At 74.2% G+C, this 14,469-nt stretch carries 11 protein-coding genes; 7 read left to right on the forward strand and 4 right to left on the reverse strand.

The genetic code is table 11. The features are described 5' to 3' along the window. Positions 1–19 precede the first annotated feature (19 nt). The 4 genes from ABGB21_RS22270 to ABGB21_RS22285 all read right to left on the reverse strand — a co-directional run bounded on the left by ABGB21_RS22270 (position 20) and on the right by ABGB21_RS22285 (position 6,320). Positions 20–2,302 carry a bifunctional polysaccharide deacetylase/glycosyltransferase family 2 protein gene (locus tag ABGB21_RS22270; protein ID WP_347679350.1) on the reverse strand — a complete coding sequence of 761 codons (2,283 nt, stop codon included), beginning with the start codon at positions 2,300–2,302 and terminating at the stop codon, positions 20–22. A 5-nt stretch (positions 2,303–2,307) separates the two neighbouring features. Further along, positions 2,308–2,715 carry a hypothetical protein gene (locus tag ABGB21_RS22275; protein WP_347679352.1) on the reverse strand — a complete coding sequence of 136 codons (408 nt, stop codon included), beginning with the start codon at positions 2,713–2,715 and terminating at the stop codon, positions 2,308–2,310. Positions 2,716–2,775: 60 nt separating this feature from the next. Then, a complete protein-coding gene (locus ABGB21_RS22280) occupies positions 2,776–3,801 on the reverse strand; it encodes a hypothetical protein (RefSeq protein WP_347679354.1) in 1,026 nt (341 codons plus the stop codon). A 146-nt stretch (positions 3,802–3,947) separates the two neighbouring features. Continuing rightward, positions 3,948–6,320, reverse strand: a complete 2,373-nt coding sequence (locus ABGB21_RS22285; protein WP_347679405.1) for a M28 family peptidase — start codon at positions 6,318–6,320, stop codon at positions 3,948–3,950. 256 nt (positions 6,321–6,576) lie between these two features. Between ABGB21_RS22285 and ABGB21_RS22290 the strand changes: the two genes are divergently transcribed. The 7 genes from ABGB21_RS22290 to ABGB21_RS22320 all read left to right on the forward strand — a co-directional run bounded on the left by ABGB21_RS22290 (position 6,577) and on the right by ABGB21_RS22320 (position 14,347). Next, entirely contained in the window at positions 6,577–6,933 is a 357-nt protein-coding gene (locus ABGB21_RS22290; RefSeq protein WP_347679356.1) for a hypothetical protein, read from the forward strand. 210 nt (positions 6,934–7,143) lie between these two features. Next, positions 7,144–8,352 (forward strand): SpoIIE family protein phosphatase, encoded by a 1,209-nt coding sequence (locus ABGB21_RS22295; protein WP_347654302.1) that lies wholly within the window; start codon positions 7,144–7,146, stop codon positions 8,350–8,352. Next, the gene (locus ABGB21_RS22300) at positions 8,349–10,145 is read left to right on the forward strand and encodes a CHASE3 domain-containing protein (protein ID WP_347679358.1); all 1,797 of its coding nucleotides are present in this window, start codon (positions 8,349–8,351) and stop codon (positions 10,143–10,145) included. Before ABGB21_RS22295 ends, ABGB21_RS22300 begins: the two co-directional genes overlap by 4 nt. A gap of 28 nt (positions 10,146–10,173) precedes the next feature. Further along, positions 10,174–10,626 carry a response regulator gene (locus ABGB21_RS22305; protein WP_347654234.1) on the forward strand — a complete coding sequence of 151 codons (453 nt, stop codon included), beginning with the start codon at positions 10,174–10,176 and terminating at the stop codon, positions 10,624–10,626. Continuing rightward, the gene (locus ABGB21_RS22310; protein ID WP_347654233.1) at positions 10,619–11,428 is read left to right on the forward strand and encodes an inositol monophosphatase family protein; all 810 of its coding nucleotides are present in this window, start codon (positions 10,619–10,621) and stop codon (positions 11,426–11,428) included. The genes ABGB21_RS22305 and ABGB21_RS22310 overlap by 8 nt, the downstream gene beginning before the upstream one ends. Before the next feature lie 336 nt (positions 11,429–11,764). Then, entirely contained in the window at positions 11,765–12,718 is a 954-nt protein-coding gene (locus ABGB21_RS22315; RefSeq protein WP_347654301.1) for a hypothetical protein, read from the forward strand. 36 nt (positions 12,719–12,754) lie between these two features. After that, a complete protein-coding gene (locus ABGB21_RS22320; protein ID WP_347654232.1) occupies positions 12,755–14,347 on the forward strand; it encodes a fused MFS/spermidine synthase in 1,593 nt (530 codons plus the stop codon). Positions 14,348–14,469 lie beyond the last annotated feature (122 nt).

The raw sequence follows: 14,469 nt of genomic DNA on the forward strand, positions 1-14,469 counted from the left end.
AGGGCCCCTCCCGCACACCTCAGGCGTCGCGGTGGATCCGTACCCGGGGCCGGTCCGGATAGTCCGTGCGGTTCGTCGGCCAGCGGGTTCCGGCGCCCTGGACACCGGTCGGCGGACGTTGACCGACGGGCGGATCGACCAGGGCCGCCGCCTCGCCGGTCCGGACCATCCGGTGCCAGCGCAGCCGGCCGCCGAGCAGGGCGGTGACCACCGACTGCACCACCACCAGGTACATCAACTGGCGGTGGACGAGCTGCTGCAGCGGCAGTGCCCAGAGCGGTCCGAGTCGTTCCCCGTCGAGTCGCAGCGCGTACCCGGCGGTCAGCGTCTGCAGGGCGAGCAACCCCAGCCAGGCCAGCACGAGCTGACTCCAGGGCAGGAAGAACAGCCCGTAGACGGCGAAGACGTCGACCGCCGGCGCGGTGAGCGGCAGCAGCACCTGGAAGACGGTGAGGTACGGCAGCGCCCGTCGGCCCAGTCGTCCGCCGGCACCCCGTTCCTGTACCGACCGGCGGTGCTTCCACATCGCCTGGAGGGTGCCGTAGCACCAGCGGTACCGCTGTCGCCACAGCTGGCGCAGCGTCGCCGGCGCCTCGGTCCAGGCGATCGCCCGTCCCTCGTACGGCACCCGCCAACCGGCGCGCAGCACCGCCATGGTCAGGTCGGTGTCCTCGGCGAGGGTGTCCGCCGGTACCCCGCCCGCGTCCCGTAGCGCCTCCCGGCGGAACGCGCCGATGGCTCCGGGGATGGTCGGCATGCACCGCAGGACGTCGTACATCCGGCGGTCGAGGTTGAAGCCGATGACGTACTCGAGGTGCTGCCACCGGCCGAGCAGCCGGCGCCGGTTCGCCACCTTGGTGTTGCCGGAGATCGCCCCGACCGACGGGTCGACGAAGCCCTGGACGAGCCGGTACACGGTGTCGGGCTGGAAGACGGTGTCCCCGTCCACCAGGACCAGGAACTCGGTACGGGCGTACCGGATGCCGGTGTTGAGCGCGGCCGGCTTGCCGGCGTTCGCCTGCCGGACCACCCGTACCCCGGGCAGCCGCATCCGTTCCACGATGTCGGCGGTGCCGTCGGTGGAGCCGTCGTCGACGACGATGACGTCGAGGGCGGGATAGTCGCTGGCCACCAGGGACCGTACCGTCGCCGCGATGTTCGCCGACTCGTTGTACGCCGGCACGACGACGGTGACCGGTTCGAGGAACCGGGGCCCGGTGCCGGACCGGGCACCCACCCGCCGGCGGTGCCGTTCGGCGCAGACCACCTGGACGGAGAGCCGGGCCAGGCCGAGCAGCAGCGCCAGGCCGAGCAGCCAGGTCATCGCGGCGGCGAGCCAGCCGGCAGCGGTCTGGGCGTACCGCAGGGTGTCACCGCCCAGCCGGTCGGTCCGGGAGGCCGGCGGATTCGACGACGGCGCGGCGAGTCCCCCGGAGACGGTGGTGAACCGGTAGCCCTGCCCGGTCAGCGCCGGCAGCAGCCGGTCGAGCGCGGCGACGGTCTGGGACCGGTCGCCGCCGCCGTCGTGCATCAGCACCACCGCACCCCGGTCGCTGTCCCCGGTGTCCTGGTCGCCGGTGCCGTCGTCCACACCGAGGGTGGCGGCGACGACGGCGTCGACGCCGGGCCGCTGCCAGTCCCGGGTGTCCCGGTCGGCCAGCACCGCGATGTGCCCGCTCCGGGCCGCCGCCCGCAGCACCGACTGGTCGTCGGTGGTCAGCGCGCCCGGCGAGGACGAGAACGGTGGTCGGAAGAGGGTGGGGTAGCGGCCGGTGGCCCCGGCGACCGCGGTACGGGTGAGGCTGAGCTCCAGCTCCCGGCGCCAGTCGGGCACGGCAGCCAGCTCGGCGTGGGTGAAGGTGTGCGAGCCGATCTCGTGGCCCTCGGCGAGGATCCGGCGGGTCAGTTCCGGGTGCTCGTTTACCCGGGCGCCGACCACGAAGAACGTGGCCTTGGCGTGGTGCCGACGCAGGACGTCCAGGATCGCCGGGGTCCAGCGCGGATCGGGACCGTCGTCGAAGGTCAGCGCGATGGTCCGGGCGGGCATCGACCGGGTCACCGGCTTCGGGCCGTCGAGTCGGATCACCGGCCCGCCCCGGCTCAGGTCGTCGTCCGTCGACGGCCCGCCGGGCGGAGTCGGGTCACCGTCGGCGGTGCCCGCCCGGTCCGCGGCGTGGCCCGAGCCGCCCGATCCGACGGTCGCGTACCCGTGCAGGAACAACGCGGCGAGCAGCACGGTCAGGGCGAGGAAGAGCAGGAACCAGTGGGCGCGGGGGTCCTTCCGCGCGACGTGCAGAGCCATCCGCGTCACCCCGGCGTCCCGGCCGACCGGTCCGGCCGGCCCGTCCGGTCCGGCCCGCCGGGTTTGCCCGGCGACGGGTTCCGGTGCGGGTCACCAGGGTTGGCGCGGGTGGTCGATGCTGACGGTGCGGGCGTCGTACGGGGCGTCTCGGCGGGTGGGCGGGCCGGCCCCTCCGCCGGCCCGCCCTGCCCCGTCGGGGTGGTGCCCGGCCCAGGGGCGTCGACCAGTTGGCCGACGCCCGCCCTCTCCCGTCCGGTTCCGTCCTGCGGGTCCGGCCAGCCCGGTACCGGAACGGAACCGCCCGCGAACAGCCCGAGTGCGATGGCACCGAGGCTGACCAGCAGGCCGGCGCCGAGGCCGGAACCGGCCAGGACGGCGAGCCGGCGGCGTCGACCGGTCCGGTCGACGAACACCGGCTGGGGCCGTGCCGGGCGATGGCGCGTTCGCGTGGCGGGATGGCGGCTGTCCAGCATCTATCGCTCTCTCCTGGATCCGGTGCCGGGATCGCCGACACCGGGTTGGTCACCCGGCCGGCTGCCGGGCTGGTTGGTGGACCGGGGTGGCATGGAGGGCCGGCCGGCCGGCGTCGTGCCGGGGGCCCGGTCCGGGCCCGGTGGCTGTTCCGGTCGCCGGGTCGGGTGTGCCGGGGTTCCGGATGGCCGGTCGACGGGTGTTCGGGCGGCTGGCGGCGGGACGACCCGCGAGGTGGCGGAGTCGGCGGCGGCCAGGACGGCGGCGCAGTAGGCCGCGACCCGGTCCACCCCACCGGCCGCCGCGACCAGGTCGGCGGCCGGCGCCGGGGCGGTCGTGCCGGTGGCACCGGCCCGGCGCCCACCGGGGTCCCGGTCGTCGTCGGCTGGTCCGGTGTCGCGGTCGTCGTCGGTCTGTCCAGCGTCGCGGTTGTCGGTCTGTCCGGTGCCGGATGGCCGGCCGCCAGCGGGTCCGCCGCCCGGGTCGCCGCCGGGCCCGCTGGTCGGGCCGGCACCGGACGGCGGCGCATCCGGTCGGGGAACGCCGGCGTACGCCCGGCAGAGGTCGAGGTGGGCGGCCGGCGGGGCGGCGGTGCCCGGTGCGGTACCGGACGGGGTCACCGGGGCGGCGGGCACGGCGACGTCGGGCCGGGGCCGGGCCGTGGTGGTCGACGGCTCCCGGAGCGCCCCGGACGTGGCCGCCAGGGTGGCCCCACCGCCGACCGCGACCACCACGGCGGCCAGCACACCGGCCCGGACCGGCCCGCCGGTCCGCAGCCACCGGGGTGCCGAGATCCGGGTACGCAGGGGCCGCCGTCGGTCCGGCAGCGGGTCCGGCCGGCCGAGTCGGACAGCCCGGTACGCCGCCGCCGCGTCCGGCTCGCCCACGAGTTCACCGGGCCGGGCCGGTGCCGAGGCGGCGACGAGCAGCCGGACGAGCCCGTCCAGCCCGGGCGGGGGCCGACCGTCCTGATCGAGCAGCCGGTCGGCGACGCGGGTGTCGAGCCGGCTGAGGTGCTGATTGTTCATCTCAGGCACTAGAGCGCCGTGCCTGCCGCGGGTGTTACCTCAGAACCGGACCCGTCCCGGACGGCGGCTCACCGGACCCGTCCCGGACGGCGGCTCACCGGACCCGTCCCGGACGGCGGCTCACCGGACCCGTCCCGGACGGCGGCTCACGGGAGGGAATAGCGGCGGGCGACGGCGACGAGTTCCGACTCGTGCGATCCGACGACTCCCACCCCGGGCGGACGGGGCCGGAACCCGGGCAACCCGGCCAGACCGTCACTGCCGTCCATGACCCGCAGCGACACCGGCCCACCGGTGGTACGCAGCCGCAGTTCGACCTCGATGCCCTCCGGCGGCGGCGCGTGGAACACCACCCCGAACGGTTCGGCCGCCCCGGAAACCGGCTCGGCCTCGACCGGGTGGCCGGCGACCCGGGCCCCGACGACGGTGGCGGTCGCCGGGTCGACGTGCAGCGAGACGAGTCGTACCGGCCGTTGGGGGACCAGCCGCAGCCGCAGGGTGCGTACCCCGGCGTCGGTCTGGTCGGCGAGCACGTCGAGCCGGGGCGCGGGCAGGGCCGCCGGCTGTGCCGGACCGACCCGGAACTCCTCGTCGCCGAGGGCCGGGAAGGCGTCCCCGGCCCGGTCGGTGCCGGTGACGTACCGCGCCGTCCACGGCTGCGGGTCCGTCTCGGTGCTCAGCCAGCGGGCCGTACCGGTCTCGGCGTCCAGGGCGTACATCAGCTGGGTCGGCACCGGATGGGTGGCGTCGAACCGGTCCACCGCCAGCCCGACCCCGGCGAGGACGACGGTGGTCAGCGCCGTGGCCAGCGCGGGTACCCCACCGGCGCGGCGGGCCCGGAGCGCGGCCATCGCCCGCTGTCCGCCGGCGGCCGGGTGCAGCAGGTCGACGACCGGGAGTGCGGCGAGGCCGAGCAGCGCCGCGAAGAGCGCCGCGACGCCGCCCATCGCCAGGCCGAGCGCGGGGAAGAGCAGGACCACGGTCGGCAGCAGGATCAGTACCCCGACGGTCGCGCCGGCGGTCACCGCGACCACCGGCCAGACACCGTCGCGGCGGCCGACCAGCGCCAGCAGCCCGCCGAGGGTGCCGGCCAACGCGGGTAGCGTCGTCAGGTACGACCCGCCGGGCGCCAGGAAGGCGAGCGCCACCCCGAGTACGGCCAGCCAGCCGAAGCCGCCGACGGCCAGGGCGGCCGGCCCGACCCGGCGTCGGGTGAGCGCGTACCAGGCGCAGAGGACCGTGCCGGCGAGCGCCAGCACCGCCAGGCGATACCACAGTGGACGGTACGGGTCGAGCAGCGTCGCGTAACCGGGTCGGATCGCGGTGATCCCCGCCCAGAGCAACTGGGCCCCGACCGGCGCGACCACGATCGGCACCAGGGCCAGGCCGAACCCGGCGGCGAGCCGCGGCCACGAGGTCCGGCCACGTCGCCGGGCCAGCCAACCGAGTAGACCGACCCCCGCCAGGGCGAGCAGGGCGAGCGGCAGGGTGAGCCAGCCCGGGTACCGGGCCAGCCCGCCGGGCAGCGGGAAGTAGCTGGCGTCCCCGTCGGCGGTCACCCCGGCCAGGTCGATCGCGCCGAACTCCCGGGCCAGCGCCAGCGCGTTCGCGCCGTGTTGCTGCAGGGTGCCCCGGTCCACCCGGTCCGGGGTGTCCAGCGGGGTGTGGTAGACCGCCGCACCGTCGATGTAGGCGGCGTTCAGACCGACGAAGCCCTGGTCGAGGAAGGCCGTGAAGTCGGTGTCGTTCGGCAGCAGCCGGTAGACCTCGACCGCGAACGAGGTGCCGACCGGGTACGGCGCGGCCCGGCCGAAGACCTCGACCAGCCCGGCGTTCCGGACCGAGGTCTCGAACATGATCACCGGTCCGGTGCTGCCCCGGGCCTCCAGGTTGAGCACCACCCCGCCGTCGGCGGCCAGCGGATGGCTGGACGCGAACGCCGCCGCCCCGCAGAGGCACGCCTCCTCGGCGTCGGTGAAGACCAGGACGACGTCGTTGCGGGGGCGGGGGCCGGTGGTCAGCGCCCGGGCCACCTCCAGCAACGCCGACGTCCCGGCGCCGTCGTCGTTGCCACCCGGCCCGGACTGCACCGAGTCGTAGTGGGCGACCAGGAAGACCCGTCCGGTGGGGTCGGTACCGGGGATCCGGGCCACCACGTTGCGTACCCGGGCCAGGGTGACCCCGCCGGCCCCGCCGCTGAGCTGCCCGGCCTCCGGGCCGACGGTGTCCTGGGTCTCGGTTTCCAGGCCGAGGCCGCGCAGGGTCGTCTCCAGGTGGACCCGGACCCGTTCGGCGGCCGGGCTACCGGCGACGTGGGTTTCCGCCGCGATCGTCCGAAGATGCCCGTACGCCCGTTCCGCGCTGAACTGGTCCGCCGGCGCCCCGGTGCCGAGTGGGGCGGGCGTGCGCAACCCGGCCAGGGTGATCACGCCCACCACCAGCAGCGCGGCGAGCGAGGCCAGCGCCGCCGGTACGCGCCGACGGGGCCGGGCCAGCGCCCGGTCAGCGGCCGGCAGCAGCCGCGCCGGTCCACCGGTCGGTCCGGCCGCCGGTCCACCGGCCGTGCCGGCATCGGGGGTGGAGGCAGGCCCGGAAGCGGCAGCGGCGGCGGGTGCCGGGGAAGCGGACTCGTCGGGGATGGCCGGGGACGGCCCGTTGGGGGTGGGCACGGGTGCCTCCAGGGAAAACGGCAGAGGGGGTGTCATCATCGCGCCTCGATCCGCCGCCGGCCTCCCGGGGCGGCTGAACCGCCGCCCGTCGCATAGCGTGCTCCATATGTCTGTGTCTGTTGACCCGATCGCCGTACTGCGGGAATTTGTCGCGCGGGTCACCCCGTACGACCCGGATCCGGGTGCGGTGCCGGTTGCCTCCGTCACGGTTTCCGCCGGATCGGACACGGAAACGGTGCCGATCACCCCGCATCTGGCCCGGGCTCTGGCGCAGGCGCTGTCCGCCTACCGGGATCCGGCCGATCGGGGTAGCTGCGCGGGTTGCGGTGGCCGCCGGCTTGACGACAATCTGCACTGCGTCGACTGCGGTCGGTTGCACGGCATCCTTGGTGAGGTGATTTCACGACAGGCGGCCCGGGTACGGGAACAGGCCGCCGAGGGCCGGCCGGGCACCGTGCCGTGAGCGGCGGCGCGGCGCCGGCGATTTCGGTGCCGGCGGTGTTGTGTGGCAGCGTGGGGTGTAAAGGATCGGCCTCGATCGGGCGGCCCGGGGCGGGTGCCGACGGTCACGGCTGGCGACTGATCGGAGCGAGGAGGGACCAGTGACGCGTCGTTGCGTCGCCAGCGGACGGTCCCCGCGTGCGGGAGCGGGGCGGTGACCGGGTCATCCCTGGTGCCGGCGCCGGCGTACCCGCACGGCGGGCTCGGCCGGCACGCGAAGCTGCCGCCCCGGGAGCGGCTGCGGGTGCTGCTCGTCGAGGACGACGAGGCAGACGCCTTCCTGGTCTCGGAACTGCTCGCGGAGAGCGACGCGGCGGTCGACCTGCTGGTCGCCCGTAGCCTGAACGAGGCCCGCGCCCGGATGGCCGGCGTCGACTGCGTACTGCTCGACCTCGGGCTGCCCGACGCCCAGGGACTCGAGGGGTTGCGTCAGGTGTTGGACGCCGTCAGCGGGGCGGCGGTCTGTGTGCTCACCGGCCGCTCCGACGAGCACCTGGGCATCGGTGCGGTGGCCGAGGGCGCCCAGGACTACCTGGTCAAGGGCCAGGTCGACGGGGTTCTGCTGGCCCGGGCGCTGCGCTACGCGGTGGAGCGCAAGCGGGCCGACGAGAACGCCCGCCGGCTGCGCGAGGTGGAACTGCGTCAGGCCGAGTCGGCCCGACTGGAGCGGGGACTGCTGCCGCAGCCGCTGATGGACACCGACCAGGTACGGGTGCACACCTTCTACCGACCCGGCCGGCACGCCGCGCTGATCGGCGGCGACTTCTACGACGTGGTGCAGACCCGACCCGACCGGATCGACCTGATCATCGGCGACGTCTGCGGACACGGGGCGGACGAGGCGGCGCTCGGCGTCGAGCTGCGGGTCGCCTGGCGGGCCCTGGTGCTCGCCGGGGTGCCGGACGACCAGGTGCTGCCCGCGATGGAGCAGGTGCTGATAAGCGAACGGCCGCTGCGGGAGACCTTCGCCACGGTCGCCGCCGTCCGGCTCGACCTCGCCAACAACCGGGCCCTGGTCCGGCTCGCCGGCCATCCGCCGCCGCTGCTGCTCGCCGGCGGGCGGGTCGAGCCGGTACCGGCGCCGTACGGGCTGCTGCTCGGGGTACGCCCCCGGCCGCCGGTCGCCTACGAACTGCAATTCGAGACCGAGGACTGGTCGCTGCTGATGTACACCGACGGACTGATCGAGGGACGGGTCGGCGAGGGCGACGACAGGCTTGAGGTACCGGGGCTCACCGACCTGGTGGCGCAGCCCCGCACCCGGGACGTGCCATTGCCGCGGCTGCCCGGCTGGCTGGTCGAACGGGCCGAGGAGGGCAACGGCGGGCCACTCGCCGACGACGTGGCGATGCTGCTGCTCAGCCGGGGTGCGGGCCGATGAGGACCCGGGCTGCCGCGCCGAACTGGACCCTGCGGCGCCGGGTCACCACGCTCTGCGTGGTGGTCGGCGCGCTGCTGGCGCTGCTCGCCGCCGGCGCGGCGGTGGTCGCCGCGAACAACCGTCAGCACCTGGACACCCTGCTCACCAAGACCGGGCCGCTGCGGACCAACGGGGAGGCGCTGCTCAGCGCGCTGGTCGACCAGCAGACCGGGGTACGCGGCTACGCGGTCACCGGGCGGGACGCGGACCTGGCGCCGTACCGCGCCGGTCTGGAGCAGGAGACGAAGCTTATCGCCGAGATGGACGCCCTGCTCGGTGACCAGCCGGAGATCCGGCGGGACCTGCACACCGTGCGGGACCACGCCCGGCAGTGGCGGGAGGCGGTCGCCGAGCCGGTCATCGAGGCGGTCCGGACCGACGGCACGGCGGCGGCCCAGACGCTGCTCGCCGCGCAGGCCGGCGACCGGTTCGACAACCTCCGCGCCGAGGTGGCGACGCTGCAGGAGTCCGTCCTCGCGCTGCGCAACGACGTCGCGGACAAGGCGCGGCGGACCGGAAGCGCCCTGGTGCTGCTTTTGATCCTGGCCGCGATCGTGGTGGTGCTCGCCGGGGTGGCGCTGGTGACCTCGCTGAACCGGCTGGTGATCGGACCGGTGACCAGCCTGGCGGGCCAGGTGCGGAGAATCGCCGACGGTGACTACCAGCGCCACATCGAGCCGTCCGGGCCGCCGGAGCTGGCCCAGCTCGCCACGGACGTCGACGCGATGCGTCGGCGGATCGCCGCCGACCTGAGCGAGGTACGCCAGGCCCGGGAGCGGATCGAGTGGGTCAACAGCCAGCTGGAGAAGCAGGCCGAGGAGCTGGTGCGCTCCAACCGGGACCTGGAGCAGTTCGCCTACGTCGCCTCGCACGACCTGCAGGAGCCGCTGCGGAAGGTGGCGAGCTTCTGCCAGCTGCTGCAGCGCCGGTACGCGGGCCAGCTCGACGAGCGGGCCGACCAGTACATCGCGTTCGCGGTGGACGGCGCGCAGCGGATGCAGCGCCTGATCAACGACCTGCTCGCGTTCTCCCGGATCGGGCGGTTGACCACCGGTTTCACCGAGGTCGACCTGAACCAGGTGATGACCGAGGTGGCGGCCCAGACCGAGAACAGCCGCCGGTACGTCGACGGCGAACTCACCTGGTCGGACCTGCCGGTGATCCGGGGCGAGGAGACCCTGCTGACCAACCTGCTGGCCAACCTGGTCAGCAACTCGCTCAAGTTCCGCCGGCCGGACCTGCCGCCGAAGGTGCACGTCTCGGCCCGTCGGGTCGGCGACGAGTGGGAGATCAGCTGCCAGGACAACGGGATCGGCATCGAGCCCGAGTTCGCCGACAAGATCTTCGTGATCTTCCAGCGGCTGCACGCGAAGGACGCCTACCCGGGCACCGGCATCGGCCTGGCGATCGTGAAGAAGATCGTCGAGTACCACGGCGGCCGGGTCTGGGTCGACGTCGAGAACCGCGAGGGTGCCCTGATCCGGTTCACCCTGCCGGTGCCGCCGGAGCTGCGGGATGCCGCCGAGCCGGCCGAACCGACCGCGGTCGGCGCCGACGGAGCTGACGAGGTCGACGGGTCCGGGGACGACGCCGCCACCCCGGCCGAGACGACGGGGACCGGGGCGTCCGGGTCATCCGAGGCGTCCGGGGCCGACGAGGCCACGCCCGCCGGGGCCGGCGGGTCGCGGCGTGACCCGGATCTCGCCACCGGTGAGTCGGCGCGTCCGGCCGACGGGATGAAGGAGACTGTGTGACGGCCGAACTGATCGACGAGGAGGGCCGATGACGGCACCCGCCGACGGTAAGAGCCCGATCGAGGTGCTGCTGGTCGAGGACGACCCGGGCGACGTGCTCATGACGCAGGAGGCGTTCGAGGAGCACAAGCTGCGGAACCGGCTGACCGTCGTCTCCGACGGCGCGGCCGCCCTGGCGTACCTGCGCCGGGAGGGCGAGTACGCGGACGCCGTCGCGCCGGACCTGATCCTGCTCGACCTGAACCTGCCCCGTCGCGACGGCCGGGAGGTGCTGGCCGAGATCAAGCGGGACGAGCAGCTCTGCCGGATCCCGGTCGTGGTGCTGACCACCTCCCAGGCCGACGAGGACATCCTGCGCAGCTACCAGCTGCACGCGAACGCGTACGTCACCAAACCGGTCGATTTCGACAGATTCATCTCGGTGGTCCGGCAGATCGACGAGTTCTTCGTCAGCGTCGTGAAGCTGCCGCCGCGTGGCTGACCCGATCGTCGACCGGGTCGGCGCGTTGCTGCGCGAGGCCGCGGCCACCGCCATCCTGCCGATGTTCCGTCGGCTCGACGCCGCCGACGTGACCGAGAAGGCCCCCGGCGAACTGGTCACCGTCGCCGACCGTCGGGCCGAGGAGATCCTGGACGCCGGGCTGCGCCGGATCCTGCCCGACTCCGAGGTGGTCGGCGAGGAGGGGGTCGCGGCCGACCCCGACGTACTCGACCGGCTCAAGGGTCCCGGACCGGTGTGGCTGGTCGACCCGGTGGACGGGACGGCCAACTTCGCCGCCGGACGGCAGCCGTTCGCGGTGATGGTGGCACTGCGGGAGGCCGGGGTCACCCGGAGCAGCTGGATCCTCGACCCGGTCGGCGACACCCTGCTGGTGGGGCGGGCCGGCGAGGGGGCGTACCGGGACGGCGTCGCGGTGCGGTTGGCGCCCGGGGAGCTGGAGCCGGCCGCGCTGCGCGGCGCCGCGCCGACCCGGTTCCTCCCACCCGACCTGCGGGAACGCATCCTGGCCGGTGGACGCCAGCTCGGCGAGCTGCTGCCCGGTCTGCACTGCGCGGGTCAGGAGTACGCCGACATCGTCGCCGGGCGGCAGCACTTCGCCCTCTTCTGGCGGACCCTACCCTGGGACCACGTACCGGGCACGCTCCTGGTCGAGGAGGCGGGCGGGGTTGTCCGCCGGCTCGACGGCAGCGCGTACGACCCGACGGACAGCCGGCCCGGGTTGCTGGCCGCCGCCACCGAGCAGATCTGGGACACCGTCCACGCCGCACTGTTCGCCTCCTGATCCCGGCCTCGACCAGCGCGCTCGCGCCACGGGGCGGCGGCCACGGACAACCCGGCGACCGGGCTCGGGACACCGCGCCGACGCGGGCCGACAGCGGTTGCGGATTCCGGTAGGCTGACCGGCGGTCTCCGCCGAGTGGCGCCGCCTTGGGCGCCGGCGGTGGCCGCCGCCGAACGGTGCCGGTGGATTGCGGTGACGGTGGATCCTGCGGGGTCGGCGGCCGACGCGGAAGGATTGGCTTTCGTGCGTATAACGGCCATCGCGCGGCTACACGGGCCGCGCCGGATCACGGCGTTGCTGGTCGCCGCCGTACTCCTCGCCGTGACACCCACTCTCCTGATCAGTCCCGACGCCCCGGCCCTCGCCGCGCCGAGCGGGCCCGGCAACGAGGGGGGCACCAAGAAGCTGCGGGACGCCCTGGAGGACGCCGCCAAGGGGCACGTCGAGGCGACCAACAAGCTGGAGAACTCGAAGAAGCGGCAGAAGCAGCTCGGTGAGCGGTTGAAGCAGCTGGAGACCGACATTGCCACCCTCACCGAGGAGGTGGGGGTGATCGCCGCCCAGTCGTACCGGCAGGGCCGGCTCAGCCCGGTCTCGGCGTTGCTCAGCAGCGCCTCGCCGGAGGCCTTCCTGGAGCGGGCCAACCGGCTCGACATGATCGCGCAGCGCAACGACAAGCAGCTCCGCCAGCTCACCGAGGCGCTGGACGAGGCGGGCCGGGCCAAGCAGGCGATCGACGCCGAGGTCACGGAACAGAAGCGCCAGGTCGAGATCATCGCCAAGAAGAAGCGGGACGCCGAACGCGCCCTCGCCGCCGTCGGCGGCGGCGCGGCCGGCGGCCTGGTCAGCGCCAACTCGCCGCTGGCCAAGCCGGCGCCGAAGAACTCCGACGGCTCCTGGCCCAGGGAGTCCTGCAACGTCGACGACCCGACCACCTCCGGCTGCATCACCCCGCGCACCCTGCACGCGCTGAACCAGGCGAAGGCGAACGGCTACCGCCGGCACGTCTCGTGTTTCCGCAGCGGTGGCGGCGGTGAACATCCGAAGGGACGGGCCTGCGACTTCTCCGCCGCGGCCGGCGGCTTCGAGAACGTGCACGCGACCGGCGGCGACCGGAGTTACGGCGACACCGTCGCGGCGTTCTACGTCAAGAACGCCAGCCGGCTCGGCGTGATGTACGTGATCTGGTACCGGCAGATCTGGATGCCCGGCACCGGGTGGCGGGCGTACAACGGTGGTGGCGATCCCGCCTCCGAGCACACGAACCACGTTCATCTGTCCATGTTGTAGCCCGAATCTCCCCGACCACCGCATAGCATCGCAGCGATGGACTCTTCACCACCTGAGGTCGCCGACGCTGACGCCGGCACTGACACCGACGCCGGTAACCGGCCCGGGCAGCCGGCGCCGGAACCGGAACGGCGTGCCCTGCCGCCGGGACTCGCCGCCACCCTGGTCTTCCTCTCCAGCGGCGCGGTCCTGGTCCTGGAGACCGCGTCGCTGCGCCTGGTCGGCCCGTACGTCGGAGTGACCCTCCAGGTCACCAGCTCGGTGATCGGGGTGGCGCTGGCCGCGATCGCGTACGGGGCCTGGATCGGTGGCTGGCTCGCCGACCGCCGCGACCCGCGTACCCTGCTGGCGCCGGCGTTGGTGCTGGCCGGCATCACCACCGCACTGACCCTGCCGATCGTCCGGTACGCCGGCGAGGTGCTGCGCGGCGGAGCCGCCGTCGGCATCCTGCTGCTCACCGCGCTGGCCATCTTCCTGCCGGCGGCGCTGCTCTCGTCGATCACCCCGCTGGTGGTCAAACTGCAGCTCGCCGACCTGCGCCGGACCGGCCAGGTGGTGGGACGGCTGTCCAGCATCGGCACCCTCGGCGCGATCACCGCCACCCTGGGCACCGGGTTCGTGCTGGTCGCCGCCCTGCCGAGCTCCGCCATCATCATCAGCCTCGCGGTGCTGCTCGGGCTGACCGGTCTCGGGCTCGGCCGGTGGCTGCACCGGCGGACCCGGACCACCCTGCCCCGGCCGTCCCGGGCCACCGCCGCGCTGGCGGTGCTGGGGCTGGCCGGTGCCTCGTTCTCCGCGGTCGCCCCGACCCCGTGCGACGTGGAGACCGCCTACCACTGCGCGTCGGTGGAGCCGGATCCGGTGAACTCGACCGGCCGGCTGCTGGTGCTGAACTCGGCCTGGCACTCCTACGTGGACCTGAACGACCCGGCGCACCTCGAGTTCGCGTACACCCAGTGGATCGGGGCGGTGGCGGACGTGGCGGCGCCGGCCGGGCAGGCACTGGACGCCGTACACCTCGGTGGTGGTGGCTTCACCATGCCGCGCTATCTGACCGCGACCCGGCCCGGCACCCGTAACGAGGTCTACGAGATCGACGGTGAGCTGGTCGAACTCGGCCGCCGGGAACTCGACGTACGACTCGGGCCGGAACTGCGGGCCCGGGTCGGCGACGCCCGGATGCTGATCGGCGAACGGCCGGACCGCAGCGCCGACCTGGTGGTCGGGGACGCCTTCGGTCACCTGGTGGTGCCGTGGCACCTGGCCACCCGGGAGATGGCGGCCGAGGTACGCCGGATCGTCCGCCCCGGCGGCATCTACGCGCAGAACGTCATCGACCATCCGCCGCTGCGGTTCATCCGGGCCGAGGTGGCCACCGTCGCGGCGGAGTTCCCGCACGTGGCACTGATCGCCCCGCCGGCCGCGATCGCCGGTGAGCAGGGCGCGAACTTCGTCATCGTCGCCTCGGACGCGGCGCTGCCGGTGGAGGTGCTGCGCGAACGGCTCACCACCAGCGCCGACTCGCCGGTGGCCCTGCTCTCCGGTGCCGAGTTGGACGACTTCGTCGACGACGCGATGGTGCTGACCGACGAGTACGCGCCGGTCGACCAGCTGCTCGCCACCGCCTGAGCCGGTCGTCCAGAACCGTGCCCGGTCGGTCGGCCGGGAAGGGGTACGCCGGACGGTGGTCACCGGGACGCCGTCGCGGTCGGCCCTTGTCTGTGCCGGCCATCTCCTCGGTGTTACTTGTG

Origin of the sequence: Plantactinospora sp. B24E8 (assembly GCF_039871735.1) — a bacterium.
In the GTDB taxonomy this organism is placed as follows: Bacteria; Actinomycetota; Actinomycetes; order Mycobacteriales; family Micromonosporaceae; genus Plantactinospora.

Bases quoted from the DNA above. Each gene is read 5' to 3' on its own strand.
- ABGB21_RS22270 (WP_347679350.1), bottom strand. From the start codon at position 2,302: ATGGCTCTGCACGTCGCGCGGAAGGACCCCCGCGCCCACTGGTTCCTG.
- ABGB21_RS22280 (WP_347679354.1), bottom strand. From the start codon at position 3,801: ATGAACAATCAGCACCTCAGCCGGCTCGACACCCGCGTCGCCGACCGG.
- ABGB21_RS22290 (WP_347679356.1), top strand. From the start codon at position 6,577: ATGTCTGTGTCTGTTGACCCGATCGCCGTACTGCGGGAATTTGTCGCG.
- ABGB21_RS22300 (WP_347679358.1), top strand. From the start codon at position 8,349: ATGAGGACCCGGGCTGCCGCGCCGAACTGGACCCTGCGGCGCCGGGTC.
- ABGB21_RS22305 (WP_347654234.1), top strand. From the start codon at position 10,174: ATGACGGCACCCGCCGACGGTAAGAGCCCGATCGAGGTGCTGCTGGTC.
- ABGB21_RS22320 (WP_347654232.1), top strand. From the start codon at position 12,755: ATGGACTCTTCACCACCTGAGGTCGCCGACGCTGACGCCGGCACTGAC.